Origin of the sequence: Pseudomonas viridiflava (assembly GCF_003702045.1) — a bacterium.
GTDB classification, from domain to species: domain Bacteria; phylum Pseudomonadota; class Gammaproteobacteria; order Pseudomonadales; family Pseudomonadaceae; genus Aquipseudomonas; species Aquipseudomonas viridiflava_C.
The window spans coordinates 216,898-242,020 of the sequence record NZ_RBTP01000069.1 but is presented as its reverse complement, the minus strand read 5'-3'; the positions used below and the strand labels follow the sequence as shown (position 1 = coordinate 242,020).

Below are 25,123 nucleotides of genomic sequence, written 5' to 3'. Positions count from 1 at the left end.
CCTGTCACTTGCAAAAGACTCAATCCATTCCTTCAAGGAGCGACCATGAGCAGCATCGTCAAGAAAGCATCGGCACATTGGGCTGGTGATCTGAAAACCGGTATCGGCAGTATCTCGACTGAAACCGCTGCACTGCGTGAGCACCCTTATGGCTTCAAGGCCCGTTTTGAAGGCGGCAAAGGCACCAACCCTGAAGAGCTGATCGGCGCGGCCCATGCGGGCTGTTTCTCGATGGCACTGTCCATGATTCTGGGCGACGCAGGCTTCACAGCCGATAGCATCGATACCCAGGCTGAAGTCACGCTCGACCAAGTGGAAGGTGGTTTCGCAATCACCGCTGTGCATCTGATTCTGAAAGCCAAGGTGCCAGGCGCGAGCCAGGAAAAGTTCGATGAGCTGACCAAGAAAGCCAAAGAAGGCTGCCCGGTTTCCAAAGTGCTGAACGCCAAGATCACACTGGACGCTACCCTGCTGAGCTGATTGGGTACTACGAACGCAATGTTCGTGGGAGCGAGCTTGCTCGCGAAAAGGCCAGTAGTTTTGGTCGAGATGCAGCGTCCGGGATGCTGTTTTCGTGAGCAAGCCCACTCCCACGAACAAGGGCTTCTTTCAGTTGTTATGTGTCTTCGGTGAGGGGCAAGCATGAAACGTTTCGCTTTGGCAGTGGCCTGTACCCTGCTGGCTGTAAATGCGGTGGCGGCTCCGAAGTCCTGTGATGAACTCAAGGACGAAATCGAGGCGCGGATCCAGGCCAACAATGTCACGTCCTATACGCTGGAAATCGTCACCAATGACGAGGTCCAGGACCCGAATATGGTCGTGGGCAGCTGTGAGAACGGCACCAAAAAAATCATCTATCAGCGTAACGATCGCTGATCAGATGCAGTGAACATTTCCCTCCTCCGCGATCACGTTGCGCGCTGAGTCGTACAGCCACGCATCGACATCGTTGGTCAATGACCGCACCTCGAGCAGGTAACGCTGCCCTGCGGCGAAATGTGCGTAATCGATTTCCACAAAACAGGTGATCTCGGTGTAGTCGTCGCCCATCATGCCCAGACTTCCGTACCGGTATTCGTAGTCGTAACGCACCTGCAGCGAATGGCTGCCAGGCGTGACCTGGAAGTAACGGCCGTCATAGGTATTCTTGCCGTCCAGCTTGTCTGCCATCACCACTTTGCCTGTGATGGTGCGCATATCGACCCAAGCCATGTTCGGGTCAACGGCAGGTAATGGACCGGCGCAACCGGCAAGGGTGGCGAGGGCAAGAATCAGTGTCATGACGCGCATGCTGTGCTCCGTTTCTGAACCGGCGGCGATGATAGTTGCGTCGGTCGTGTCTGTCCTGCATAACAGCACTGTGTTCCGATTTGAAGGCTGTGTATGCCACGACTCACTGTTTTACGCCTCTGGCAGGCTCTGCCAGTGTTGGCGGTTTTGTTGCTCGGTGGCTGTTCCAGCGTGGCCTATTACGGTCAGTTGGCGCAGGGACAATGGCAGTTGTTGCAGGCCCGTGAGCCGGTGGATGAGGTGATCGCCAATCCTGACCGCGATCCCAGACTCCGCGCGCACCTTGCCCAGTCGCAAAAGGCCCGGGCCTTTGCCAGCGAACATCTGCACCTGCCTGACAACAAGAGCTATCGCCTGTACGCCGATCTGGGTCGCCCTTACGTGGTATGGAACGTATTCGCGACCGATGAGTTCTCTCTGGATCCCGTGACGCACTGTTTTCCGATTGCCGGCTGTGTCGCCTATCGCGGCTATTACACGCCCGGCGGCGCGCGCGGTGAAGCGGCCTTGCAGCGTCAGGCAGGCAAGGACGTTTACCTCAGTGGCGTGGAAGCCTATTCGACGCTTGGCTGGTTCAATGACCCGATTCTCAGCTCAATGCTGGGTTGGGGCGACGAGCGCCTGGCCACGCTGATCTTTCACGAGCTGGCGCATCAGCGTTTTTACGTGAAGGACGACACCGAATTCAATGAGTCATACGCCAGCTTCGTCGAGCAGGAAGGCACGCGTCAGTGGCGAGCTGCCCGTGGCCTGCCGCCTGAAAGCGTCTCGCAGTCCGGACGGCGCGATCAATTCATCCAATTGGTGCTCGATACACGCGAGCGTCTGAAAACCCTTTATCACCAACCGTTGACGCCTGCTGTTATGCGAGAACGCAAGGCCGCCGAGTTCGAGCGCATGCGCCGCGACTATCGGACGTTGCGCGATGAGCAATGGGGCGGTGACAAACGCTTCGACGGCTGGATCAACAGCCCGATGAACAATGCCAAGCTGCTGCCCTTCGGGCTCTACGACCAATGGGTGCCAGCGTTCGAAGCGTTGTTCAAGCAAGTGAATGGCGACTGGGAAGCGTTTTTTCAGGCAGTGGAAAGGCTCGGTGGCTTGCCTGCCGATTCACGCAAGGCGGCGCTACAGGCGTTGATGCCATGAGCGCTCACTGACCTTCAGCCCATGCCGCGCTGCTTCGCACGGCCGGACGCGCAGTGACGCCTTACTTGCCCACAAAAGCCCCATGCAACTCGGCCACCGTCGCAAAGTGATACGTGGGGTTTTCCGCCGTCAGCTCCTCATGGCTGCCAAATCCATATCCAACCGCAGCAACGTCCAGCCCGTTGCGGATGCCGCCGATCAGGTCGTGTTTACGGTCGCCGATCATCAGGGTGTGCGCGGGGTCGAGTCTTTCTTCGGCCAGCAGGTGGGCGATCAGATCGACCTTGTCGGTGCGGGTGCCGTCCAGTTCGCTGCCATAGATGACGATGAAGTGCCTGGCGAAATCAAAATGCCGGGCGATTTCCCGGGCGAACTCCCAAGGTTTTGACGTGGCGATGTACAGACGCCTACCCTGCCCGTCCAGAGCTTCCAGCAGCTCGGCAATACCGTCGAACACTTCGTTTTCATACAGACCGGTCACGCGGAAACGCTCACGATAAAAGCCTACCGCCTCCCACGCTCGGGCTTCGTCCATGTCGTAAAACTGCATGAACGCCTGCAACAAGGGCGGGCCGATGAAGTGTTCCAGCTTGGTGATGTCGGGCTCGTCGATACCCAGCCGTGCCAGCGCGAACTGGATCGAGCGGGTGATGCCCAGGCGCGGGTCGGTCAGCGTGCCGTCGAGGTCGAAGAGGATGTTTTGATAATGCAGGGGAGCCTTGAACTGCAGGTCGTTCAGCATGGCTGGTCAAAGCCTTCTGCCAGGTGCTGGTCTTTGAGTTTGACGTAATTGGTCGCGCTGTAAGGGAAGAACGCGATCTCTTTTTCAGTCAGCGCCCTCACCTGTTTGACCGGACGGCCTACATACAGGAAGCCGCTTTCCAGCACCTTGCCCGGCGGCACCAGACTGCCAGCGCCGATGATGACCTCATCTTCCACGACCGCGCCGTCCATGAGGGTCGAGCCCATGCCGATCAGGATCCGGTTGCCGATGGTGCAGCCATGCAGCATCGCTTTGTGGCCGATGGTAACTTCATCGCCGATCAGCAGCGGGAAACCGTCCGGGTTGAACGGCCCTGCGTGGGTGATGTGCAGCACGCTGCCGTCCTGCACGCTGGTGCGGGCGCCGATGCGGATGCGGTGCATGTCGCCGCGCACCACGGTCAGCGGCCAGATGGAGCTGTCGGCGCCTATCTCGACATCGCCGATCACCACCGCCGAATGGTCGACGAAGGCCCGTTCGCCGAGGGATGGTGTGTGATCCTGAAACTTGCGAATGGCCACGATAGGCTCCTTCTTTGGCAGTGATAGGTGAGTGAAACGGGTTTCGATGCTGCGGTCGGCGTCGATTGTAATTAAGATGCAGGAGTGTTTCTTCCAGCCAAGGTGCAAAACCGTGAGCGCGAACAACCCGCTTCTGCAATCGTACGACCTGCCACCCTTCTCGGCGATCCGTGCCGAGCATGTCAAACCTGCCATTGAACAGATTCTGGCCGACAACCGCGCTGCAATTGCCGACATTCTCGCCAAACAGGGCTCGGCACCGACCTGGGCCGGACTGGTGCTGACGATGGACGAGCTGAATGATCGTCTGGGCGCGGCCTGGAGCCCGGTCAGCCACCTGAATGCCGTGTGCAACAGCGCTGAGCTGCGCGAAGCCTACGAGTCGTGCCTGCCTGCGTTGAGCGCCTACTCCACGGAGATGGGCCAGAACCGTGCGCTGTTCCAGGCGTATGAAGCGCTGGCCAACAGCCCGGAAGCGGCGAATTTCGACGTCGGCCAAAAGACTATTCTGGAGCAGTCGCTGCGTGACTTCCGCCTGTCCGGTATCGACCTGCCGCCCGAACAGCAGAAACGTTACGCCGAAGTGCAGAGCAAGCTGTCGGAGCTGGGTAGCCAGTTCTCCAACCAGTTGCTGGATGCGACCCAGGCCTGGACCAAGCTGGTCGCCGATGAATCCGCGCTCGCGGGCCTGACTGACTCGGCCAAGCAGCAGATGGCTGCGGCTGCCAAGACCAAGGGGCTGGACGGCTACCTGATCACTCTGGAATTCCCGAGTTACTACGCGGTGATGACCTACGCCGAAGACCGCGCCCTGCGTGAAGAAGTCTACGCCGCCTATTGCACCCGCGCCTCTGATCAAGGCCCCAATGCAGGCAAGAACGACAACGGCCCGATCATGGAGCAGATTCTCGACCTGCGTCAGGAACTGGCCCAGCTTCTGGGTTACGCCAACTTCGCCGAGCTGAGCCTGGCGACCAAGATGGCCGAATCCAGCGATCAGGTGCTGAGTTTCCTGCGTGACCTGGCCAAGCGCAGCAAGCCGTTCGCTGTGCAGGATCTGGAAGAGCTCAAGGCTTATGCCGCCGAACAGGGCTGCCCGGATCTGCAAAGCTGGGACAGCGGCTTTTACAGCGAAAAGCTGCGTGAGCAGCGCTACAGCGTCTCTCAGGAAGCGCTGCGCGTCTATTTCCCGATCGACAAAGTGCTGAGCGGTCTGTTCGCTATCGTTCAGCGTCTGTACGGCATCGAAATTGCCGAGCAGAAAGGCTTCGACACCTGGCATCCGGACGTTCGTCTGTTCGAAATCAAGGAAAACGGTAAGCACGTCGGACGCTTCTTCTTCGATCTGTACGCCCGCGCCAACAAGCGTGGCGGCGCATGGATGGATGGCGCTCGCGACCGTCGTCGTACCGCCGAGGGCACCCTGCAGAGTCCGGTCGCCAATCTGGTCTGCAACTTCACCCCTGCAGTTGGCGGCAAGCCTGCACTGCTGACCCACGATGAAGTCACCACGCTGTTCCACGAATTCGGACACGGCCTGCATCACCTGCTGACCCGCATTGATCATGCCGGTGTGTCCGGCATCAACGGCGTGGCGTGGGACGCGGTCGAGCTGCCGAGCCAGTTCATGGAAAACTGGTGCTGGGAGCCTGAAGGCCTGGCGCTGATTTCCGGTCACTACGAAACCGGTGCGCCCCTGCCGCAGGACTTGCTGGAGAAGATGCTGGCCGCGCGTAACTTCCACTCCGGCCTGATGATGGTGCGTCAGCTGGAGTTCTCGCTGTTCGACTTCGAGCTGCACGCCACCCACGGTGATGGCCGTAGCGTGTTGCAGGTGCTGGAAGGTGTGCGCGACGAAGTGTCGGTCATGCGTCCGCCCGCCTATAACCGCTTCCCGAACAGCTTTGCGCATATTTTCGCAGGCGGTTACGCGGCGGGTTATTACAGCTACAAGTGGGCTGAAGTGCTGTCCGCCGATGCCTTCTCGAAGTTTGAAGAGGACGGCGTGCTCAATGCTGAAACCGGTCGTGCTTTCCGCGAAGCCATTCTGGCTCGTGGCGGCTCGCAGGCGCCGATGGTGCTGTTCGTCGACTTCCGCGGACGTGAGCCGTCGATTGACGCACTCTTGCGTCACAGTGGTCTGAGTGAGGAAGCGGCAGCATGACCGATACACCTGCGGTCGTTACCAAGAAGCGCTTCATCGCCGGGGCTGTTTGCCCGGCGTGCAGCGAGCCTGACAAGTTGATGATGTGGAGCGAAGACGACGTACCGCACCGTGAGTGCGTGAACTGCGGCTACAGCGACACCCTCAACGAACAGGGGCTTTCGGTGCCGAAAGAACTGGGTACACGGGTTAATAAGGTGGTGGTAAAGCCTGCCAACCCAAAAGTACAAGGCGTGCAGTTCTTTCCGAATCCGAAGTTGAAGAAGCCGGTTGATCCGAGCTAATCAAACGTTGACGCGATATTTAATAAGGGGCGCAAAGACGTCCCTTATTTTATGGAAAGATTTATTTTTCATAACTGTATTGGTCCTTTCAGCATCTCCTTCTGATTATCGGCATCGGCGCTAAGCGCCACAGGCACCCTGCAGTGTTATCTTTCGAACAACTCAACGAGTTTCTCTTTGAACGACAACGCAAGGTCGATCAATATTTCTTCGGCGATTTCGGCGTCGCCTTGAATGTCGATTTCATAGTCCTGTCGGGTATCGAACGTCAGTACAACAGCGCTTAAAAAATCATCGTCTTCAAATAACTCGGCACAAATCTCTGGGTATTTTTTCTTGTTTAAGTCATCCGCCGCCAATCGAACTGCATACGTCGCCATCACCCACCTCGCTGTCAGGTAAGTTGCCAGCGTCGGGTCGAGTCTGGCGTCCCGTTACGCTAGTCCTTGTCCAAAACCTCGTCTACTGACAGAAATGACAGGTGGCCATGCGTACAGGTGGGAAGACAGCGTTCGGTGCCCATTGAGGACACTACGATTCAGGCCGTCTGTCAGAGGCCTTTCTATTGAGTGGTCAGGCGTCGTATAAATAGATACTGTATGAATACACAGTATTCGGGTGATGCCTCATGTCCAGCTTCTCTCCAGTGCGCGGCCGCGGCACGGCCAGCAATCCGCACAATCGCTTTGCGCCTAGCCGTTCTGTCGCCGAAGACGACGGTTGGTATCAGGAAGTCCCCATGACGCAAGGGACGCAGGTCACCCTCGAAACCGCCAAAAGCATCATCACCCGCAACAGCTCGCCGGACATTCCGTTCGATCGGTCGATCAATCCGTATCGCGGCTGCGAGCATGGCTGCATTTATTGCTTCGCACGGCCCAGCCATGCGTACTGGGACATGTCGCCCGGGCTGGATTTCGAGACGAAACTGATCGCCAAGACCAACGCAGCCGCGCTGCTGGAGCAGCAGCTTTCGAAACCGGGCTACCGCTGTGCGCCGATCACGCTTGGGGCCAATACCGATCCTTACCAACCCATCGAGCGTGAGCATAAAATCACCCGTGCCACGCTGGAGGTGTTGCTGCGCTATCGTCATCCGGTCAGCATCATCACCAAGGGCTCGCTGATTCTGCGTGACCTTGATCTGCTGGCCGAGATGGCGAAGCTGCGTCTGGTGTCGGTGTTCATCAGCCTGACCACGCTGGATGACGAACTCAAGCGCATCCTTGAGCCCCGGGCCGCAGCCCCGAAGGCACGACTGAGGGCGATCAAGGTGTTGCGCCAGGCTGGCGTGCCGGTGGGTGTGCTGTGTGCGCCGATGATTCCCATGATCAATGACAGCGAGCTGGAAGCCCTGCTGACCGAGGCCAAGGCGGCAGGTGCGCTGAGCGCAAGTTACGTGATGCTGCGGTTGCCGCTTGAGGTCGCGCCGTTGTTCGACGAGTGGTTGAAGACGCATTACCCCCAGCGCGCCGATCATGTGATGAGTCTGATCCGCCAGAGCCGTGGCGGCGCGTTGTATGACAGCCAGTTTGGCTCGCGTATGCGCGGAGAAGGTCCGTTTGCCGATCTGCTTGCCCAGCGCTACGCGATGGCAATCAAGCGCCTGGGATTGAATAAACGTGACGGCTTTTCTCTGGATTGCGAGGCGTTTTGCCCGCCTGGGGGGCAGATGTCACTGCTGTAACGAAGTTGGGACTATCGTGCAAACCCGCATTCCAGAGCGGTCGCATTCAGTTTCACTTAAGCTTGGGCAGTTAGTCTGTAACTCGGAGTGACACCAGTGGAAGCGTCCAAGGGATGTGTTCGCGATGCCAAACGACAGGGATCACATCCGGCTCTGGTTAAGCACGCATGAGAAATCCAGATCAATCCGTCAGAGAGGATGAAGACATGAGAGACATGGATAAACAGCCGTCGGCTACGTCGGCCAGTACACACAGCCATTCGGATAGCGCCGACGTAGCGTTGAAACACATCGTCGATGGCTTTGTACATTTCCGTAACGAGGTCTTCCCTCAGCAGGAAGAGCTGTTCAAAAAACTGGCTACCGCACAATCGCCGCGAGCCATGTTCATTACCTGCGCGGATTCGCGCATCGTTCCCGAGCTGATCACTCAGAGCTCGCCGGGCGACCTTTTCGTGACCCGTAACGTCGGTAACGTCGTTCCTCCGTATGGCCAGATGAATGGTGGCGTCTCTACCGCTCTGGAATACGCAGTCGTGGCGCTGGGCGTGCAACACATCATCGTCTGCGGTCACTCCGACTGCGGTGCCATGCGCGCGGTGCTCAATCCCGACAGCCTGGACAAGATGCCGACAGTAAAAGCCTGGCTGCGCCATGCAGAGGTTGCTCGTACTGTCGTCGAACAAAACTGCAATTGCAGTGGTGAGCTGGAAACCATGCAGGTCCTGACGCAGGAAAACGTGATTTCCCAGTTGCATCACCTGCGCACCCACCCTTCGGTTGCAGCGAAGATGGCCAGCGGTCAGCTGTTCATTCACGGCTGGGTGTACAGCATCGAGACCAGTGAAATTCTGGCCTATGACGCTGAAAGCGATCGTTTCGTGCCGCTGGATGGCACAGGCCCGACGCCGATGGCTTCCCCGAAAGCACGCTTTTCAGCCGACTGACCCCCAGTCACGACTGACGGCAACCCTTCTTTAGCTGGTGGCGGCTGCGCATGGAGCGCGCCGCCAGCTTTGCCTCGTCTGAAGAATCCCGGAGAAGTGTCATGGGTGCTACACAATTGAAATCCGTCTTGCCACGGGAGCTACTGGCTTCCGTGGTCGTGTTTTTGGTGGCGCTTCCCCTGTGCATGGGGATCGCAATCGCATCCGGTATGCCCCCTGCCAAGGGTTTGATCACCGGTATTATTGGTGGTCTGGTCGTTGGTTGGCTGGCTGGTTCGCCGCTGCAGGTCAGTGGCCCGGCAGCGGGTCTTGCGGTACTGGTATTTGAAGTCGTGCGTGAGCATGGGATGGCGATGCTTGGGCCGATCCTGTTGCTGGCCGGTCTGCTTCAGTTGCTGGCCGGTCGATTCAAGCTCGGTTGCTGGTTCCGTGTGACGGCACCTGCCGTTGTCTACGGCATGCTGGCCGGTATCGGCATCCTGATTGTGCTGTCACAGGCTCATGTCATGTTCGACAGCGGGCCGAAGCCTTCCGGGCTGGATAACCTCGTCGGCTTCCCGGCAACACTGGTCCAGGCCATCGGGCCGGGATCGGGCATGCAGGCCGGTATGTTGGGCCTCGGTACGATCCTGATCATGTGGGGCTGGGACAAACTTCGCCCCACGTCCCTTCGCTTCGTTCCGGGTGCCTTGCTCGGCGTGGGCATCGCGACCGCCATCAGCCTGTTCATGGCGCTGGAAGTCAAGCGTGTGCAAGTGCCGGACAACCTCTCCGATGCTATCGACTGGCTGCGCCCCGGTGACCTGCTGAGCCTGGCCGACCCTGCGATCCTGATCGCGGCCATCGCCGTGGCCTTCATCGCCAGTGCCGAAACACTGCTTTCTGCCGCAGCGGTAGACCGCATGCACAGCGGCGTGCGTTCGGACTTCGACAAAGAGCTCAGTGCCCAGGGTGTGGGTAACATGCTGTGCGGCCTGTTGGGCGCGCTGCCGATGACGGGTGTGATCGTACGCAGCTCGGCCAACGTTCAGGCGGGTGCAACCACACGCTTCTCGACGATCTTCCACGGTCTGTGGCTGCTGGCGTTCGTTCTGCTGCTGTCCAGTGTGTTGCAGAGCATTCCGGTCGCAAGTCTTGCAGGCGTGCTGGTGTACACCGGTCTGAAACTGGTCGATCTGAAAACCTTCAAAGGGCTGGGTCGCTACGGTCGCATGCCGATGTTCACCTACGCCGCAACGGCGGGCGCGATCATCTTCACTGACCTGTTGACCGGTGTTCTGGTTGGCTTCGGTCTGACCCTGGTCAAGCTGGCGCTCAAGGCGTCGCGTCTGAAAATCAACCTTGTCGAGCTGGCGGGCAAAAACGAGTACGAACTGCGCCTGGTCGGTGCAGCCACGTTCCTCAAAGTACCCGCGCTGACTCAGGTCTTGGGCACCGTTCCGGTCGGCAGTACGCTGCATGTGCCGCTGAACAACCTGTCGTATATCGATCACTCCTGTCTGGAGCTGCTTGAAGACTGGGGGCGTGCGAATGCCGCTCACGGTACGAAGCTTGTGATCGAACCTCGGGGCTTGAAGCGTCGACTCGAAGGAAGGGTTTACACCAACACCGGGATTGGCTCAGGCGCTGCCTGATTCGTTCAACCCCACAGTAGGCCCCACAGGAGCCGGATGGGTCTTCGCGAAGCAGCGGAGCATCATCCGGCTCCTTCCTTTGCTGGCGAAGACATAGAATTCGACGGGCCGATCAGCCCACGGAACGTTCCAGTTCCAGACCGATACCCAGCTGACGTGACAGACTTGGCCAGCGCTTCCAGGCGGCCTCGGTGTCTGGACTGCTCAGCTTCTCGCGATACGCCTCTACGCAATCCAGCGCAAAATCTTCATCATCGAGCAGTTGATCGACTGCGTGATGGACAGCTTCGTCCAGTTGGTTGGCGAATTGCTCACCAATCAGTTGATGGGCAATAACGCTGGCCACAGTGGTGTTGGACGGTATGAGCGGCTGGCCGAAATGCTTGATGTAGAGATCGTTCACCTCCTCGACCAGACGATGCGCCAGATAGGCCTCATCCAGCAGGCTGTCCAGCCCTTCGTGACCTTGCATGATGGCGGGCGGCGCGGTGAAAAAGTGCTCCGCGATCATGAGTACTGGCTTGATCTGTCCTTCGATACCCGCCTCTATGGCCACTTCATGAGCGGCGTCCAGCAGGTCGGGGACCAGATCGATGTAGGCCGTGACAAAACGCGTCAGCGCGCCCTGTGCATCGACATCGGGTAAATGAATGGCAGGGTGGAGGTGCGGAAGCTGAGTTTTCAGCTGTTGCAGCAACTGGCCGGTCTCGGCTTCGTGCTGTTGTGCTCGACGTATCTGCTCGCGCAATGCGGCGGTGTTCATGGCGGTATGGGCTCCTGAAGGCATAAAACCAGGGGTGGGTTGTTGATTAAGGTCATACGTTAGCTTGATTAACTAAATACCTCAGACGTTTTTGTCATAACCGTTTCATATTTATATGCATTCGCTCTAAAAAAACGGTTTTTGAGGTGTTTGGTGAGCATCCGACCGATAAATCCATAGGTTATTCGCCTGTGGGCGTTCATCTGGCGCTTCGTTGCGCGCCGGGAGCTGTGTCTATACTCGACCTCTGAGGAAGTCGGCTTGTGACCTCGCCCTGTTTTCATGGCGCGCCTTGGTCATGGTTCTGCAGTCGGTGGCCCGCTCCCTTGTCCGCGGCTTGATCCGCGCAAGCACAAGTGTGTGAGGGAACCCGAGATGTGGCATCCAAAGGTCTGGATGGGCCTGCTGCTGTGGTCGGCGTGTGCGCAGGCCCGCGCAGACTGGACGACCAACCGGTCACCCGGCGCGTCAGTGTTCAGTGGCGCAGTATTCGATCTGCACATGACCATCTTCTGGATCTGCGTGGTGATCGGGGTGGTGGTATTCGGCACCATGCTTTGGTCGGTGTATGCGCATCGGCGCTCGATGGGCCAGAAGGCTGCCCATTTCCACGAAAACACTACGGTCGAGATCCTCTGGACGATTGTTCCGTTCCTGATTCTGATCGCAATGGCGATTCCGGCGACTCGTACCTTGATCAGCCGGTACGACGTCAGCGAGTCGGACGTCGACATCCAGATCACCGGTTATCAGTGGAAATGGCATTACAAATGCCTGGGCCAGAACGTCGAGTTCTTCAGCAATCTGGCCACCACTACTCATCAGATCCACAACCGCGACGACAAAGGCGAACACTACCTGCGGGAAGTCGATCAGCCATTGGTGCTGCCGGTCGCAGAGAAGATCTGTTTTCTGGTGATCGGAGCCGACGTGATCCACTCTTGGTGGGTGCCCGCGTTTGCGGTCAAGCGCGATGGCGTCCCCGGGTTCATCCACCAAGCCTGGACGCGCATCGAAAAGCCCGGCATTTATCGCGGCCAATGCACCGAACTGTGCGGCAAGGACCACGGCTTCATGCCCATCGTGGTCGATGCCCGCTCGCCTGCCGACTATGAAAACTGGCTGTCCGAGCGCAAGCAGGAGGCGGCAAGGCTCAAGGCGCTGACGAGCAAAGAGTGGGCCCGCGAAGAACTCATTGCCCAGTGCGACAAGGTCTACCGCACCGTTTGCGTGGCCTGTCACCAGGCCGAAGGACAAGGCCTGACGCCCATGTTCCCGACCCTCAAGGGCTCGAAAATCGCCACCGGCCCGATGGCCGAGCATCTGGATATCGTCGTCAACGTCAAGCCCGGTACGGCAATGGCGGCGTTCGGCAAACAGCTATCGGAAGTCGATATCGCCGCCGTCGAGACCTACGAACGCAACGCTTGGGGCAATAACAAGGACGACATGGTGACCCCCAAGGAAGTGCTGACGCTCAAGCAGGTGCAGCCATGAATGACCCTGTGAGGATCGTGGGAGCGAGCTTGCTCGCGAAGAGGACAGTCCATCCGTCGCAAATGTGGAGGTTGAAACATAGCCTTCGTGAGCAAGCTCGCTCCCACAGTCCGGTATTGATGCAGCATCACAAACATAGAAGAGACTGCCACAAAAGAGTTGTTGCGCAGCACATCCTTCGTCTCGGGAGGCCCACATGAGTGCTGTGATTGACGACCCTGGCCATGAGCATGCCCACGGTCCGGCCAAGGGGCTGATGCGTTGGGTGCTGACCACCAATCACAAGGACATGGGCACGATGTACCTGTGGTTCAGCTTCAGCATGTTCCAGCTGGGCGGCTCGTTTGCGATGGTGATTCGCGCCGAGTTGTTCCAGCCGGGGCTGCAGATCATCGAGCCGGCGTAACCATGATGTTGATGGACATTCATTTCGGCACCACCTTCTTCAACGCGGCAGGCGGCGTTGATCCGGTGCTGTTCCAGCATGTGTTCTGGTTCTTCGGGCATCCGGAGGTGTACATCATGATCCTGCCCGCGTTCGGCGCGGTCAGTTCGATCATTCTCGCGTTCTCACGCAAGCTGCATTTCTGGCTGTCTTTCGTGGGCATGAATCTGGCGTTCTTCCCCATGCAGTTCGTCGGTCTGGCGGGCATTCCGAGGCGTATCCCGGATTACAACCTGCAATTTGCCAATTTCAACATGCTCTCGTCGGTTGGTGCCTTCACCTTTGGCGCAACCCAGCTACTGTTTCTGTTTATCGTGATCAAGACCATCCGGGGCGGCCAACCGGCACCGGCCAAACCCTGGGACGGTGCGCAGGGGCTGGAGTGGAGCCTGCCCCGCCTGCGCCGTATCACACTTTTAGTACCCCGCCGGACGTGAAGTGAGTTGCGCATGAACCAGACATCGCCTCTCAAACGACTCATCACCCGCCTGCTGCTGATGGCCCTGGTCATGTTCGCCTTCGGTTTCGCGCTGGTGCCGCTGTACGACGTGATGTGCAAGGCCTTCGGTATCAATGGCAAGACCGACGATCAATACCAGGGCACGCAAGTCATCAATGAAACGCGTCAGGTGACGGTACAGTTCGTGTCGTCCAATTCGGCCGGCATGGTCTGGGCGTTCTATCCCCGGCGTGACCAGATAGAGGTTCATCCAGGCGCGATCAACGAGATGATTTTCGTGGCGCAGAACCCGACCGACGAACCCATGACCGCCCAGGCCGTGCCGAGCATTTCACCGGGTCAGGCCGCCGCCTACTTTCACAAAACCGAGTGTTTCTGCTTCACCCAGCAAGTGCTGCAGCCGGGCGAGCGCATCGAAATGCCGGTGCGCTTCATCGTCGACCGTGACCTGCCTGAGGAGGTGAAGACCCTGACGCTGGCCTACACGCTGTTCGACATCACCGAGCGTTACTCGCCCCCTCTTCCTGTGGCCAAAAGGCTCGAAAGAGTGGTGGTCAAAGGAGACTGAAATGGCAACGCCCCACGAGCATTATTACGTTCCGGCCCAGAGCAAATGGCCGATCATTGCCACCGCGCATTGGCAGACATCGCCAGTACCGGCCTGAGATCGAGAGATGTTTGAAATGACTTCACTGACTCGCCAGCGAACGCTTTACAGCCTGTGGCAGGACTATCTGGAGCTGACCAAGCCCAAGGTGGTGTTGCTCATGCTGATCACCTCGATGATCGGCATGTTGCTCGCCACGGACACCGCAGTGCCCTGGACCATGCTGATCATCGGTAATCTGGGCATTGGCCTGTGCGCGGCAGGCGCGGCGGTCGTGAATCATGTGGTGGACCGGCGTATCGACGCGCAGATGGCCCGCACGCACCGTCGGCCGATTGCTCAAGGCCGTGTACCGGCGGTTGCTGCACTGAGCTTCGCGTTGGCGCTGGCCGTGTCGGGGCAGCTCTTGCTATGGGTGTTCATCAACGCCCTGACCGCCTGGCTGACGCTGGCATCGTTATTGGGTTACGCGGTGATCTACACCGGTTTTCTCAAGCGTGCCACGCCGCAGAACATCGTCATTGGCGGGCTGGCAGGCGCTGCGCCGCCGTTGCTGGGCTGGGTGGCAGTGACCGGGCAGGTCAGCGCCGAGCCCTTGTTGCTGGTGCTGATCATCTTCGCCTGGACGCCGCCGCATTTCTGGGCGCTGGCGATTCATCGCAAGGCCGAATACGCCAGCGTCGACATCCCGATGCTGCCGGTGACTCACGGCGAGCACTACACCAAAGTGCATATCGTGCTGTACACCTTCATGCTGCTGGCGGTGAGTCTGCTGCCGTACGCGATTCATATGAGTGGCCTGCTCTACCTGCTGTGTGCGCTGGCGCTGGGGCTGCGCTTCCTGCAGTGGAGCTGGGTGCTGTACCGTGGCACTCGACCGCACGCTGCGATCGACACGTTCAAGTACTCGGTGTGGTACTTGTTCCTGCTGTTCGTCGCGCTGCTCGCCGATCATTACTTACTGTTGATGCCATGACCCGAACCCAGAAAACCGTTTTCATCCTTGTCGCTGTCGTCGCTCTGATCATGGGCCTGACCATCAATGGCGTGCTGTCCGGCAAAGGCCCGGGCGACCAGGCGGCGTTGATTGACGCAGGCGTGATTTTGTTGCCACAGAGCCGCAGCCTGCCTGCGTTGAGCATGAATGACCAGAACGGCGCACCGGTGGCCGTTGACGAGTTGAAAGGCAAATGGACCGTGGTGTTTTTCGGCTATACCTACTGCCCGGACATCTGCCCCACGACGCTGGCGCAGCTGCGTGACATCAGAACGAAGCTGCCTCAGGAGTCCGTGGACAACATGCGCGTGGTGTTGGTCAGCGTCGACCCCAACCGCGATACGCCGCAGCAACTCAAACAATACCTAGGCTACTTCGACCCGCGTTACGTCGGCCTGACGGCGCCCGTGGCGGATATCCAGAAACTGGCCAGTGCGCTGAGTATTCCGTTCATTCCGGCGGACACCAGCAAGCCTGGTTACACGGTCGATCACAGCGGCAATCTGGCCCTGATCGGCCCGGACGGCAGACAGCGCGGCTTCATCCGCTCGCCCCTGAACGCGCAGAAGCTGGTGGCGCAGCTGCCGGGGTTACTGGAAAGGGAGTGAGGTGTAGCGAAGCTGAACACTGCCACTTACGTGGTAATGGCTCTCAGGGCGCCCCGCTACTTCTTCAACCTGGCGCTATCGCAATCGCACAGCAAACAAAGAACCGGTGGGAGCTGACGTGTCCGCGAATGCAGCGCTTCAGTCACTGCATCTTCGTTGGATGTGCCAGCTTTTCGCGACAAGTCCGCTCCCACGGTTTTTACCGGGCTGACCGCGGCTCCTGTCAGAACGCAGGAACCACGGCGCCTTTGTATTTCTCGATCAGGAAGGCCTTGAGTTCCGGGCTGTTTAGCGCGGCGACCAGTTTCTTCATCGCGTCCGAGTCCTTGTTGTCCGGGCGGGCAACCAGAATGTTGGCGTAAGGCGATTCGGCACCTTCAATGATCAACGCGTCCTTGGTTGGATCGAGCTTGGCGCTCAAGGCGTAGTTGGTGTTGATCAGCGCCAGATCGACCTGGGTCAGCACGCGTGGCAGCGTGGCGGCTTCCAGTTCGCGGAATTTCAGGTCTTTGGGGTTGTTCACCACATCCGACGGCTTGGACAGGATGCTGGTCGGGTCTTTCAGGGTGATCAGACCGGCCTTGGCCAGCAGCAACAGCGCACGGCCTTCGTTGGTGGCGTCGTTGGGCAGTGCGACGTTGGCACCATTTGGCAACTCGTCCAGCTTCTTGAATTTGTCCGAGTAGGCACCGAACGGCTCGACGTGGACCTTGGCCACCGCTACCAGATCGGTGCCCTTGCCCTTGTTGAATTCATCAAGGTACGGCTGATGCTGGAAAAAGTTAGCGTCCATGCGCTTCTGCGACACCTGCACATTGGGCTGGATGTAATCGTTGAACACCTTGATGTTCAGGTCCACGCCTTCTTTGGCCAGCGTCGGTTTGACGAATTCCAGGATCTCGGCGTGGGGTACGGCCGAAGCTGCGACGGTCAGGGTTTCGTTGGCCTGTGCGGACAGTGCGGTTACGGCGGCAAATACGGCCAATAGCTTTTTCATGCAACAACTCCTTTGAGGCCCGCCTGTGGCGGGCCGATGCCAACTGATTCGGTCAACGGTGTGTGAAGTGCGCGACCAGTCTGTCGCCGACGGTTTGCAGGATCTGCACCAGCACCAGCAACAATACGACCGTCACAAACATCACATCGTTCTGGAAACGTTGGTATCCATATCGAATGGCCAGATCGCCCAGCCCGCCTGCACCGACGGCACCGGCCATCGCCGTGAACGACACCAGCGCAATGGCCGTCACCGTGATGGCGGCGAAAATGCCAGGCCGTGCTTCAGGTAGCAGCGCCTTGAGAATGATCTGCCGCGTGGTCGCCCCCATTGCCTGCGTGGCTTCGATGATGCCGCGATCCACTTCCCGCAGTGCGGTTTCTACCAGGCGTGCGAAGAACGGCGTGGCACCCGCAATCAGCGGCGGCAGCGTACCCAGAATGCCCAGTGACGTGCCGGTGATGATCTCGGTCAGCGGCATCATCACGATCAGCAGAATGATGAACGGCAAGGCACGCAGCATGTTCACGATCAACCCGACCGTGGCGTACAGCTGTTTGTGCTCCAGCAACTGGCGCGGCGAAGTCAGGAACATCAGCACGCCCAGCGGCAGGCCGAGCAGGATGGTGAAGCCCAGCGAGACGCCCAGCATGATCAGTGTGTCGCCGGTCGCAACCCAGATTTCATACCAGTCGACGTTGGAGAACAGGTTCAGAAAGGCGTCCATCAGCGCAGCACCTCCATGTGGACATCAGCGGCGGTGAAGCGGGCGAAGGCAGCGTCCATGTCGCCGCCGGTGATGGCCAGCGTCAACTGCCCGTAAGGCGTGTCCTTGATGCGATCGATACGACCGGCCAGGATGCTGTAGTCAACGCCGGTTTCCCGCGCCACGGTGCCCAGCAGCGGCGCGTAGGTGGCTTCGCCCTGGAAGGTCAGGCGCACGATACGGCCCTGAACGTGAGCGAAGTCGTCGCGTTGTTCGTTTTCATCGATCTGCTCGTCTTCCTGCACGAAGCGTTTGGTGGTCGGGTGCTGCGGATGCAGAAACACGTCGGCCACATTGCCCTGCTCGACGATCACACCGGCGTCCATCACTGCAACCTGATCGCAGACACGGCGAATCACGTCCATCTCGTGGGTGATCAGCACGATGGTCAGTTTCAGCTCGCGATTGATCTCGGCCAGCAGTTGCAGGACCGACGCAGTGGTCTGGGGGTCCAGTGCGCTGGTGGCTTCGTCACAGAGCAGAATCTTTGGCTTGGTGGCCAGGGCGCGGGCGATGCCGACGCGCTGCTTCTGGCCGCCCGACAATTGTGCCGGGTATTTTTTGGCGTGATCGGACAGGCCAACCCGCTCCAGCAACTCTGCCACTCGCTGGTCGATCTGGCTGCGCGGCATGTCGCCGGCCAGTGTCAGCGGCATGGCGACGTTGTCAGCCACGGTCTTGGACGCCAGCAGGTTGAAGTGCTGGAAGATCATGCCGACCTGTTGGCGAAAGCGCCGCAGGCCATTGGCATCGAGTGCGGTGACATCTTCACCGTCAACCACGATCTGCCCGCCACTGGGGGTTTCCAGACGATTGATCAGGCGCAGCAGGGTACTTTTGCCTGCACCGGAATGGCCGATCAGGCCGAACACCTGGCCGTTTTCGACGCGCAGGCTGGTGGGGTGCAGGGCCGGAATTTCCTTGCCTGCCACTCGATAGGTTTTGTGGACGTTATGAAACTCGATCACGGAGCGAACCTTGTGGGGGCGCGTTAAAAAATCAGCGCAGCGGACATGGCCCGCTTGCTTCGTTACCTCGGCCGGATTGAGCCGGGCGCGCATTTTAGCCTGTCCGGTCCGCTGTGCTTAGCATTTATTTGCAAGCGGGCCTGCTTAAAGGACATAACGCGACCGCTGGTGCCAAAGGCCGAAAATAAACGGAACGGCTGTTTTTCAAGCCGGTCACTTCATAGATACCGTGATTTCCGGCTTAAGCCAGGGAAGTCGTATTCAGCGAACCCAACTCCATGATTGGGTCGAAAATGAGGAATTTTTCTGATGGCTAACGAGAAAACACCGGTGACCGAAACGCCCAAGAGCGAATTGGCCGGCACTGACACACTGGATCGTGGCAACACCAACGCCAAGCTGGACAGTCTTGAGCAGTTCCGTTCCGACGCTACTCAACAGGCGCTGCGCACCAATCAGGGCGTGAAGATTGCCGACAACCAGAACACCCTCAAAGTCGGCAGCCGTGGTCCATCGCTGCTCGAAGACTTCATCATGCGTGAAAAAATCACGCACTTTGACCATGAGCGCATCCCGGAGCGCATCGTTCACGCCCGTGGTACTGCTGCGCATGGCTATTTCCAGACTTACGAAGACCAGGGCGCCCTCAGCAAGGCAGGTTTCCTGCGCGATCCGGGCAAGAAAACCCCGGTGTTCGTGCGTTTCTCAACGGTACAGGGCCCACGCGGTTCGGGCGATACCGTACGTGACGTGCGCGGCTTTGCGGTCAAGTTCTACACCGACGAAGGCAACTTCGATCTGGTCGGCAACAACATGCCGATCTTCTTCATCCAGGACGCCATCAAGTTTCCAGACTTCGTGCATGCCGTGAAGCCTGAGCCGCACAACGAAATCCCTACCGGCGGTTCGGCGCACGACACGTTCTGGGACTTCGTTTCGCTGGTGCCGGAATCTGCGCACATGGTGCTGTGGACCATGTCTGACCGTGCCATCCCGAAAAGCCTGCGCACCATGCAGGGCTTCGGTATTCACACCTTCCGCATGATCAACACCGAAGGCAAATCCAGCTTCGTGAAGTTTCACTGGAAGCCTAAGTACGGCGTCTGCTCGCTGGTCTGGGACGAAGCCCAGAAGCTGGCCGGTAAAGACACCGACTTCCACCGCCGCGACCTGTGGGAGTCCATCGAGATGGGCGACTACCCGGAGTGGGAACTGGGTGTACAGATCGTGTCCGAGGAAGACGAACACAAGTTCGACTTCGACCTGCTGGACCCGACCAAGATCATTCCGGAAGAGCTGGTGCCGGTGACGCCGCTGGGCAAGATGGTGCTCAACCGCAACCCGGACAACTACTTCGCCGAAACCGAGCAGGTCGCGTTTTGCCCGGGCCATGTGGTGCCAGGCATCGACTTCTCCAACGACCCGCTGCTGCAAGGTCGTCTGTTCTCCTACACCGATACGCAGATCAGCCGTTTGGGTGGGCCGAACTTCCACGAGATCCCGATCAACCGTCCTGTGTCGCCTAACCATAACGGTCAGCGTGACGCACAGCACCGCACCACTATCGACAAGGGCCGTGCTTCGTACGAGCCTAACTCGATTGATGGCGGCTGGCCGAAAGAAACCCCGGCTGCTGCCGTGGATGGTGGTTTCGAGACGTATCCAGAGCGTGTCGAAGCGCACAAGGTACGTGAGCGCAGCGAATCGTTCGGTGACCACTTCTCCCAGGCCACGCTGTTCTTCAACAGCATGAGCCACCACGAGAAAGAGCACATCATTGCGGCCTACAGCTTCGAGTTGGGCAAGGTCGAGCGCGAGTACATCCGTGCCCGTCAGGTCAACGAGATTCTGGCCAACATCGATCTGGAGCTGGCTGGCCGTGTTGCAGCGAACCTTGGTTTGCCTGCGCCGACTGCGCGTACCGTTCCGGCAAGCAAGGCATCCGTGAAGCCGTCTCCAGCGCTGAGCCAGGACAATCTGCTGTCGGGCGACATCGCGTCGCGCAAAGTGGCGATTCTGGTGGCCAACGGTGTTGATGGAAAAGCAGTCGATGCAATGAAGGCGGCACTGGAAGCCAAAGGCGCCCATGCCAAGGTACTCGGCCCGACCTCTGCTCCGGTCAAGACGGCCGATGGCAAGAGCCTGCCGGTCGATGCTTCAGCCGAAGGTCTGCCGTCCGTTGCGTTCGACGCAGTGTTCGTACCAGGTGGCGTGGATTCAGTGAAAGCATTGAGCGCCGATGGTGTGGCACTGCACTTCATTCTGGAAGCCTACAAGCACCTCAAGGCCATCTCTCTGTCTGGAGAAGCCAAAGAGTTGTTGAAGCTGCTGCACCTGGATGAAGACGCCGGCCTGCTTTGCGTATCGGATAGCGCCTCGTTCGAAGCGTTCTTTGACGCCATTGCACAGCACCGTGTCTGGGCGCGTGAGCCGAAAGCCAAGGCTGTTCCGGCTTGAGGATCTAGCCTCGTGATGAGTATTCCCACGCCGCTCTGCGTGGGAATACCGCGGGACGCTCCGCGTCCGCTCTTGAGTGCGACGCAGAGCGTCACGGGCTGCATGCCCAAGCAGAGCATGGGCACGATCAGAGTCAGAGATGGAAGCCTGATCAGGACCTTGCGGGCGTCAGCACGATGTAGGCCTGTTCCTTACGATTGATCTGGCGGCTCAAGTCCAGTTCGAAGTCCTGATTGATCTTCACTACGCGCTTGGTCAACAGCGTCGCCAGCCACGGATAGTCGTCGGTGCGCGGCACGACCAGCAGCACGTCGCAGTTGAACGCCACGGTATCTGCCGCGATGTCATCCAGTTGCCGACGCAGCTTTGGCATGTCGCCGATCTTCAGGTCGATGGTTGTGCTCATGGCCGATGGATCGATCAGTTTCGCCACGCGACGCGCTTCGGCTTCGCGCAATTCAGCTTCTGCCTTTTCCAGCTCAGCCTTGCGGGCATGTGCAATCGCGCCGTTCACGCCGCTGGTGAGCGCTGGTGCCTTGGGCATCAGTGCGCGTGCGCGGCTCAAGGCGTTTGCAGCGGCGTTCATGTCGCCCTTCTGCAGGCCGATCTGGCTCCGGCTCAAGTAGGCTTCAGCCAATCGACGCTGGAACGCTTCCAGCCGAATATCGGTGGGCGCCGCCGCCTGCAAGGCCGCGAGCTGGTCTTCGGCCGTCGCCAGTTCGTTACTGGTGATGCTCTGATCGAGCTGTGCAAAGCCGCTCGGCTGAGCCTCGGCCGCAGGCGTCTCGACGGTGGGCGCACTCTGGCAGGCACCCAACAGGATGGAAAAGGCGATCAGCAGCAGATGGCGTGGGGCGAACGGCTTCATTCCTGCGATTCTCTAGTTTGCGCAAAAAACGAGCAAGTCTACACCGCTCGCTTGGGGAGAACAAAGCTGAGCAAGAACAGCGCCGCAGCGGATACCACTATAGACGGTCCGGCGGGGGTGTCCTTGAACCATGATAACGATAGCCCAATACACACGGCGGTCACGCCCAGCAGGCTCGCGCCGAGGGCCATCTGCTCCGGCGAACGGGCGTGACGTTGTGCCGCAGCGGCCGGAATGATCAGCAGCGACGTGATCAGCAGAACACCGACAATTTTCATCGCCACTGCTATCACCACCGCGATCAGCAGCATCAGCGCCATGCGCAGCGCCGCCACCGGAAGACCTTCGACTTTCGCCAGTTCCTCATGCACGGTCATGGCCAGCAGTGGTCGCCATAGTGTCACGATCATCGCCAGCACCAAAGCGCTGCCGCCGAGAATCCAGGCCAGATCGGTCGGGCTGATCGCCAGCAGGTCACCAAACAGGTACGCCATCAGGTCGATGCGCACTTCATGCATGAAGCTGAGTACCACAAGCCCTAGGGACAGGGTACTGGGCGCGAGAATGCCGAGCAGGGTGTCCGACGCCAGTGGCTGGCGCTGCTGCAAGGTGACCAGCAGCACTGCCAGCAACAGACAGCCGCACGTCACCGCAATGGTCGGACTGACATCCAGCAGAAAGCCAAGGGCCACGCCCAGCAAGGCGGCGTGAGACAAGGTGTCGCCAAAATACGCCATGCGCCGCCAGACCACGAATGACCCCAGCGGGCCGGCGACTACGGCCAGGGCGACGCCTGCGAGCAAGGCATACAGTAGAAAATCAGCCATGCTTGCAGCTGTCTCCATGAACATGAGTGTGGGAATGCGGTGCCGCGTTCTGCGTATCGCTCACGACTTCGCCATGCAGGTCATGGGCGTGGTCGTGATGGTGGTGATAGATCGCCAGGCTCTGCGCGTTCTTGCCGAACAGCTCGACGAACGCCGGGTCATGGCTGACCTGCTCAGGGTGGCCGGAGCAGCAGACATGGCGATTCAGGCACACCACCTGATCGGTCGTGCTCATCACCAGATGCAGATCGTGGGACACCATCAGCACGCCGCACTGGTGGCGATCACGCAGACGGGTGATCAGGCTGTACAGCTCGGCCTGCCCAGCCACATCGACGCCTTGCACCGGCTCGTCCAGCACCAGCAGTTCCGGTTCACGCAACAAGGCACGCGCCAGCAGCACGCGCTGCATCTCGCCGCCGGAAATCCCCTGCAGTGGGCTGTCGATGACTTTTTCCGCGCCGACTTCTTCCAGTGCGGTCATGGCAGCTGCCCGGTCCACGCCGGGCACCAGGCGCAAAAAGCGTAACACGGACAACGGGAGGGTCTGATCAACGTGCAGTTTCTGCGGCATGTAACCGATGCGCAGCTTCGGCTTGCGCCACACGCTGCCCGTATCAGGCTTGAGCAAGCCCAGTACAGCGCGCACGAGGGTGGTCTTGCCTGCGCCGTTGGGGCCGATCAGGGTCACGATCTCGCCGGGTTTGACGCTCAGGCGGATGTTGTCCAGCACGTTTTGCCCGGACAGCGTGACGGCAACCTGCTCCAGGCGAATCAGCGCGTCACTCATCAGGCAGCCTTGCAACCAGCGCAGATCCCGACGATTTCAACCGTCTGACCTTCGACCTCGAAGCCGACCTCGGCCGCCGCACTGACCACCGCGTTGCTGATGGCTGTGTGTTGCAGTTCGATGGCGGCATGGCATTCGCGGCAGATCAGAAACTGACCCTGATGCGCGTGCGTCGGGTGGTTGCAGCCAGTGAAGGCGTTAAGGGACGCGATGCGATGGACCAGGCCGTTTTCCAGCAGGAAATCCAGTGCGCGGTACACGGTCGGTGGTGCAGCGCGACGACCGTCCTCTTCGCTCAGGACCGCAAGGATGTCGTAGGCACCCAGCGGCTTGTGACTTTGCCAGACCAGTTCCAGCACACGGCGACGCAACGCTGTCAGGCGCAAACCTTGTTTGGCGCACAGCGCATCGGCTTCGGCGAGGGCCGAATGCACGCAGTGGGAGTGATCATGGGGGCGACTAGCCAGTGGTGTATTGGGCATGAGCAGCGACGATATTTGCCAGAGACGTTATTATGTTACCTGTTCCCGCCAGTCATGAGTGTTTTACGTGCGCCGTTTTCTTAACCTTTGTGTCGTTTTGTGGGCCGGTCTGCTGGCTGTCTCTTGTGCTCAAGCCGAGGTCAAAGTCCTCACCAGCATTAAGCCGCTGCAGCTGATTGCCGCCGCTGTGCAGGATGGCGTCGGTACGCCTGAGGTGCTGTTGCCGCCGGGTGCGTCGCCGCATAACTATGCGCTACGACCGTCCGACGTACGGCGTGTGAGGGATGTGCAACTGCTCTACTGGATCGGTCCGGGCATGGAAACCTTCCTGCCACGCGTTCTTCAGGGACGCAGCCTTCCGGCCGTTGCCGTACAGACCTTGCCCGGCATGCATCTGCGCCACTTCGGTGCCGATAACGCTTCTCACGATGACCATGATCATGAGCACGACGATCATGCCCACGGTGTCGATGAGCACGACCATGATCACATGCCCGGGAGTCTCGATTCGCACCTGTGGCTTTCGACCGTCAACGCCCGGGTCATCGCGACGAAGATGGCGTCGGACCTTGGCGCAGCGGACCCGGCCAACGCGGCGCGCTACACCAGCAATTCCGAGGCATTTGCCAAGCGGCTGGACGCGCTGGACAGTCGCCTCAAGAATCAGTTGAGTGCCGTATCGGGCAAACCGTTTTTTGTGTTCCATGAAGCGTTCGATTATTTCGAAGAGGCTTACGGCCTCAAGCACACTGGCGTTTTCGCCATTGGTGCTGAGATCCAGCCCGGTGCCCAGCATGTGGCGGCGATGCGTGAGCGCTTGAAAGAAGCTGGCAAGACGTGTGTATTCAGCGAACCACCATTGCGCCCGCGTCTGGCGGAAACCCTGAGCGCGGGGCTGCCGGTCAAACTGGCAGAGCTGGATGCGCTGGGCGGTTATACGCCTGCGACCGCGCAGGGTTACGAGCAGGTCGTGCAGAAACTGGCGGATGATCTGAGCGGCTGTCTGTCGGGGGTTTAACTCGGCTTATCATGCCTATGCTTCGAGCTCATCGTTGTGAGTGAGCCGCGATGAGCATTCGAAGCCAGCTCGATTTCGGCCGTGGGAGCGGACTTGTGCGCGAAAGCTAGTACATCCGACCAAGATGCAGCGTT

The 25,123-nt window shown here is 59.3% G+C and carries 26 protein-coding genes and 1 pseudogene; 15 read left to right on the top strand and 12 right to left on the bottom strand.

Going from position 1 to position 25,123, the window contains the following annotated elements; genetic code table 11:
- The first annotated feature begins 45 nt into the window (after positions 1-45).
- Positions 46-480 carry an OsmC family protein gene (locus ALP40_RS21855; RefSeq protein ID WP_122210246.1) on the top strand — a complete coding sequence of 145 codons (435 nt, stop codon included), beginning with the start codon at positions 46-48 and terminating at the stop codon, positions 478-480.
- Between the two features lie 162 nt (positions 481-642).
- Positions 643-876 carry a DUF1161 domain-containing protein gene (locus tag ALP40_RS21850; protein WP_099231006.1) on the top strand — a complete coding sequence of 78 codons (234 nt, stop codon included), beginning with the start codon at positions 643-645 and terminating at the stop codon, positions 874-876.
- Here ALP40_RS21850 and ALP40_RS21845 read toward each other — a convergent pair whose 3' ends face one another.
- Entirely contained in the window at positions 877-1,290 is a 414-nt protein-coding gene (locus ALP40_RS21845) for a hypothetical protein (protein WP_122210245.1), read from the bottom strand.
- A 93-nt stretch (positions 1,291-1,383) separates the two neighbouring features.
- Between ALP40_RS21845 and ALP40_RS21840 the strand changes: the two genes are divergently transcribed.
- On the top strand, positions 1,384-2,439 hold the full coding sequence (locus ALP40_RS21840; RefSeq protein WP_122210244.1) for an aminopeptidase: 1,056 nt from the start codon (positions 1,384-1,386) through the stop codon (positions 2,437-2,439).
- A gap of 61 nt (positions 2,440-2,500) precedes the next feature.
- Here the strand turns inward: ALP40_RS21840 and ALP40_RS21835 are convergent, their stop codons facing one another.
- Complete coding sequence (locus ALP40_RS21835; RefSeq protein WP_122210387.1) at positions 2,501-3,151, bottom strand: HAD family hydrolase; 651 nt, start codon at positions 3,149-3,151, stop codon at positions 2,501-2,503.
- 23 nt (positions 3,152-3,174) lie between these two features.
- The gene (locus tag ALP40_RS21830) at positions 3,175-3,723 is read right to left on the bottom strand and encodes a gamma carbonic anhydrase family protein (RefSeq protein WP_122210243.1); all 549 of its coding nucleotides are present in this window, start codon (positions 3,721-3,723) and stop codon (positions 3,175-3,177) included.
- 112 nt (positions 3,724-3,835) lie between these two features.
- Here ALP40_RS21830 and prlC point away from each other — a divergent pair, with 112 nt between their 5' ends.
- Positions 3,836-5,887 (top strand): oligopeptidase A, encoded by a 2,052-nt coding sequence (prlC, locus tag ALP40_RS21825; protein WP_122210242.1) that lies wholly within the window; start codon positions 3,836-3,838, stop codon positions 5,885-5,887.
- Positions 5,884-6,171 carry a YheV family putative zinc ribbon protein gene (locus ALP40_RS21820; RefSeq protein ID WP_122210241.1) on the top strand — a complete coding sequence of 96 codons (288 nt, stop codon included), beginning with the start codon at positions 5,884-5,886 and terminating at the stop codon, positions 6,169-6,171. Before prlC ends, ALP40_RS21820 begins: the two co-directional genes overlap by 4 nt.
- A gap of 146 nt (positions 6,172-6,317) precedes the next feature.
- Here the strand turns inward: ALP40_RS21820 and ALP40_RS21815 are convergent, their stop codons facing one another.
- Entirely contained in the window at positions 6,318-6,551 is a 234-nt protein-coding gene (locus ALP40_RS21815) for a hypothetical protein (RefSeq protein WP_122210240.1), read from the bottom strand.
- Between the two features lie 248 nt (positions 6,552-6,799).
- On the opposite strand from ALP40_RS21815, the gene ALP40_RS21810 reads away from it, so the two are divergent.
- The 3 genes from ALP40_RS21810 (at position 6,800) to ALP40_RS21800 (ending at position 10,439) form a co-directional block, all read left to right on the top strand.
- On the top strand, positions 6,800-7,858 hold the full coding sequence (locus tag ALP40_RS21810) for a PA0069 family radical SAM protein (protein ID WP_122210239.1): 1,059 nt from the start codon (positions 6,800-6,802) through the stop codon (positions 7,856-7,858).
- Positions 7,859-8,064: 206 nt separating this feature from the next.
- Positions 8,065-8,805: a carbonic anhydrase gene (locus tag ALP40_RS21805; protein ID WP_122210238.1), complete on the top strand. Its 741-nt coding sequence runs from the start codon at positions 8,065-8,067 to the stop codon at positions 8,803-8,805.
- Between the two features lie 101 nt (positions 8,806-8,906).
- On the top strand, positions 8,907-10,439 hold the full coding sequence (locus ALP40_RS21800) for a SulP family inorganic anion transporter (protein WP_122210237.1): 1,533 nt from the start codon (positions 8,907-8,909) through the stop codon (positions 10,437-10,439).
- Positions 10,440-10,551: 112 nt separating this feature from the next.
- Here ALP40_RS21800 and ALP40_RS21795 read toward each other — a convergent pair whose 3' ends face one another.
- On the bottom strand, positions 10,552-11,202 hold the full coding sequence (locus ALP40_RS21795; RefSeq protein ID WP_122210236.1) for a hypothetical protein: 651 nt from the start codon (positions 11,200-11,202) through the stop codon (positions 10,552-10,554).
- Positions 11,203-11,577: 375 nt separating this feature from the next.
- Here ALP40_RS21795 and coxB point away from each other — a divergent pair, with 375 nt between their 5' ends.
- The 5 genes and pseudogenes from coxB (at position 11,578) to ALP40_RS21770 (ending at position 15,816) form a co-directional block, all read left to right on the top strand.
- On the top strand, positions 11,578-12,699 hold the full coding sequence (gene coxB / locus ALP40_RS21790) for a cytochrome c oxidase subunit II (protein WP_122210235.1): 1,122 nt from the start codon (positions 11,578-11,580) through the stop codon (positions 12,697-12,699).
- 196 nt (positions 12,700-12,895) lie between these two features.
- Positions 12,896-13,586, top strand: a pseudogene (locus tag ALP40_RS21785) (cbb3-type cytochrome c oxidase subunit I).
- A 7-nt stretch (positions 13,587-13,593) separates the two neighbouring features.
- Positions 13,594-14,172, top strand: coding sequence for a cytochrome c oxidase assembly protein (locus ALP40_RS21780; RefSeq protein ID WP_122210234.1), 579 nt, complete (start codon positions 13,594-13,596; stop codon positions 14,170-14,172).
- Between the two features lie 115 nt (positions 14,173-14,287).
- Positions 14,288-15,187: a heme o synthase gene (cyoE, locus tag ALP40_RS21775; RefSeq protein ID WP_122210386.1), complete on the top strand. Its 900-nt coding sequence runs from the start codon at positions 14,288-14,290 to the stop codon at positions 15,185-15,187.
- Positions 15,184-15,816, top strand: a complete 633-nt coding sequence (locus tag ALP40_RS21770) for an SCO family protein (RefSeq protein WP_122210233.1) — start codon at positions 15,184-15,186, stop codon at positions 15,814-15,816. The genes cyoE and ALP40_RS21770 overlap by 4 nt, the downstream gene beginning before the upstream one ends.
- 223 nt (positions 15,817-16,039) lie before the next feature.
- On the opposite strand, the gene ALP40_RS21765 is transcribed toward ALP40_RS21770, so the two are convergent.
- The 3 genes from ALP40_RS21765 to ALP40_RS21755 are packed head-to-tail and all read right to left on the bottom strand — an operon-like array spanning position 16,040 to position 18,547.
- Positions 16,040-16,813: a MetQ/NlpA family ABC transporter substrate-binding protein gene (locus ALP40_RS21765; RefSeq protein ID WP_122210232.1), complete on the bottom strand. Its 774-nt coding sequence runs from the start codon at positions 16,811-16,813 to the stop codon at positions 16,040-16,042.
- A 52-nt stretch (positions 16,814-16,865) separates the two neighbouring features.
- Complete coding sequence (locus tag ALP40_RS21760) at positions 16,866-17,540, bottom strand: methionine ABC transporter permease (RefSeq protein ID WP_122210231.1); 675 nt, start codon at positions 17,538-17,540, stop codon at positions 16,866-16,868.
- The gene (locus ALP40_RS21755; protein WP_122210385.1) at positions 17,540-18,547 is read right to left on the bottom strand and encodes a methionine ABC transporter ATP-binding protein; all 1,008 of its coding nucleotides are present in this window, start codon (positions 18,545-18,547) and stop codon (positions 17,540-17,542) included. Before ALP40_RS21755 ends, ALP40_RS21760 begins: the two co-directional genes overlap by 1 nt.
- A 309-nt stretch (positions 18,548-18,856) precedes the next feature.
- Between ALP40_RS21755 and katE the strand changes: the two genes are divergently transcribed.
- Positions 18,857-21,004 (top strand): catalase HPII, encoded by a 2,148-nt coding sequence (gene katE / locus ALP40_RS21750; protein WP_122210230.1) that lies wholly within the window; start codon positions 18,857-18,859, stop codon positions 21,002-21,004.
- Between the two features lie 151 nt (positions 21,005-21,155).
- Here katE and ALP40_RS21745 read toward each other — a convergent pair whose 3' ends face one another.
- Genes ALP40_RS21745 through ALP40_RS21730 form a run of 4 tightly spaced genes read right to left on the bottom strand, consistent with a single transcriptional unit; the run spans position 21,156 to position 23,971 of the window.
- A complete protein-coding gene (locus ALP40_RS21745; protein ID WP_122210229.1) occupies positions 21,156-21,872 on the bottom strand; it encodes a PA5502 family lipoprotein in 717 nt (238 codons plus the stop codon).
- Positions 21,873-21,910: 38 nt separating this feature from the next.
- Positions 21,911-22,699 carry a zinc ABC transporter permease subunit ZnuB gene (znuB, locus tag ALP40_RS21740; RefSeq protein ID WP_122210228.1) on the bottom strand — a complete coding sequence of 263 codons (789 nt, stop codon included), beginning with the start codon at positions 22,697-22,699 and terminating at the stop codon, positions 21,911-21,913.
- Positions 22,692-23,489 (bottom strand): zinc ABC transporter ATP-binding protein ZnuC, encoded by a 798-nt coding sequence (gene znuC, locus ALP40_RS21735; RefSeq protein ID WP_122210227.1) that lies wholly within the window; start codon positions 23,487-23,489, stop codon positions 22,692-22,694. The genes znuB and znuC overlap by 8 nt, the downstream gene beginning before the upstream one ends.
- Positions 23,489-23,971 (bottom strand): Fur family transcriptional regulator, encoded by a 483-nt coding sequence (locus ALP40_RS21730; RefSeq protein WP_122210226.1) that lies wholly within the window; start codon positions 23,969-23,971, stop codon positions 23,489-23,491. The genes znuC and ALP40_RS21730 overlap by 1 nt, the downstream gene beginning before the upstream one ends.
- Before the next feature lie 67 nt (positions 23,972-24,038).
- Between ALP40_RS21730 and znuA the strand changes: the two genes are divergently transcribed.
- Complete coding sequence (gene znuA / locus ALP40_RS21725; protein ID WP_122210225.1) at positions 24,039-24,989, top strand: zinc ABC transporter substrate-binding protein ZnuA; 951 nt, start codon at positions 24,039-24,041, stop codon at positions 24,987-24,989.
- Positions 24,990-25,123 lie beyond the last annotated feature (134 nt).

Bases quoted from the DNA above. Each gene is read 5' to 3' on its own strand.
- ALP40_RS21855 (WP_122210246.1), top strand. From the start codon at position 46: ATGAGCAGCATCGTCAAGAAAGCATCGGCACATTGGGCTGGTGATCTG.
- ALP40_RS21850 (WP_099231006.1), top strand. From the start codon at position 643: ATGAAACGTTTCGCTTTGGCAGTGGCCTGTACCCTGCTGGCTGTAAAT.
- ALP40_RS21845 (WP_122210245.1), bottom strand. From the start codon at position 1,290: ATGCGCGTCATGACACTGATTCTTGCCCTCGCCACCCTTGCCGGTTGC.
- ALP40_RS21840 (WP_122210244.1), top strand. From the start codon at position 1,384: ATGCCACGACTCACTGTTTTACGCCTCTGGCAGGCTCTGCCAGTGTTG.
- ALP40_RS21820 (WP_122210241.1), top strand. From the start codon at position 5,884: ATGACCGATACACCTGCGGTCGTTACCAAGAAGCGCTTCATCGCCGGG.
- ALP40_RS21815 (WP_122210240.1), bottom strand. From the start codon at position 6,551: ATGGCGACGTATGCAGTTCGATTGGCGGCGGATGACTTAAACAAGAAA.
- ALP40_RS21810 (WP_122210239.1), top strand. From the start codon at position 6,800: ATGTCCAGCTTCTCTCCAGTGCGCGGCCGCGGCACGGCCAGCAATCCG.
- ALP40_RS21805 (WP_122210238.1), top strand. From the start codon at position 8,065: ATGAGAGACATGGATAAACAGCCGTCGGCTACGTCGGCCAGTACACAC.
- ALP40_RS21800 (WP_122210237.1), top strand. From the start codon at position 8,907: ATGGGTGCTACACAATTGAAATCCGTCTTGCCACGGGAGCTACTGGCT.
- ALP40_RS21795 (WP_122210236.1), bottom strand. From the start codon at position 11,202: ATGAACACCGCCGCATTGCGCGAGCAGATACGTCGAGCACAACAGCAC.
- coxB (WP_122210235.1), top strand. From the start codon at position 11,578: ATGTGGCATCCAAAGGTCTGGATGGGCCTGCTGCTGTGGTCGGCGTGT.
- ALP40_RS21780 (WP_122210234.1), top strand. From the start codon at position 13,594: ATGAACCAGACATCGCCTCTCAAACGACTCATCACCCGCCTGCTGCTG.
- cyoE (WP_122210386.1), top strand. From the start codon at position 14,288: ATGACTTCACTGACTCGCCAGCGAACGCTTTACAGCCTGTGGCAGGAC.
- ALP40_RS21770 (WP_122210233.1), top strand. From the start codon at position 15,184: ATGACCCGAACCCAGAAAACCGTTTTCATCCTTGTCGCTGTCGTCGCT.
- ALP40_RS21765 (WP_122210232.1), bottom strand. From the start codon at position 16,813: ATGAAAAAGCTATTGGCCGTATTTGCCGCCGTAACCGCACTGTCCGCA.
- ALP40_RS21760 (WP_122210231.1), bottom strand. From the start codon at position 17,540: ATGGACGCCTTTCTGAACCTGTTCTCCAACGTCGACTGGTATGAAATC.
- katE (WP_122210230.1), top strand. From the start codon at position 18,857: ATGGCTAACGAGAAAACACCGGTGACCGAAACGCCCAAGAGCGAATTG.
- ALP40_RS21745 (WP_122210229.1), bottom strand. From the start codon at position 21,872: ATGAAGCCGTTCGCCCCACGCCATCTGCTGCTGATCGCCTTTTCCATC.
- znuB (WP_122210228.1), bottom strand. From the start codon at position 22,699: ATGGCTGATTTTCTACTGTATGCCTTGCTCGCAGGCGTCGCCCTGGCC.
- znuC (WP_122210227.1), bottom strand. From the start codon at position 23,489: ATGAGTGACGCGCTGATTCGCCTGGAGCAGGTTGCCGTCACGCTGTCC.
- ALP40_RS21730 (WP_122210226.1), bottom strand. From the start codon at position 23,971: ATGCCCAATACACCACTGGCTAGTCGCCCCCATGATCACTCCCACTGC.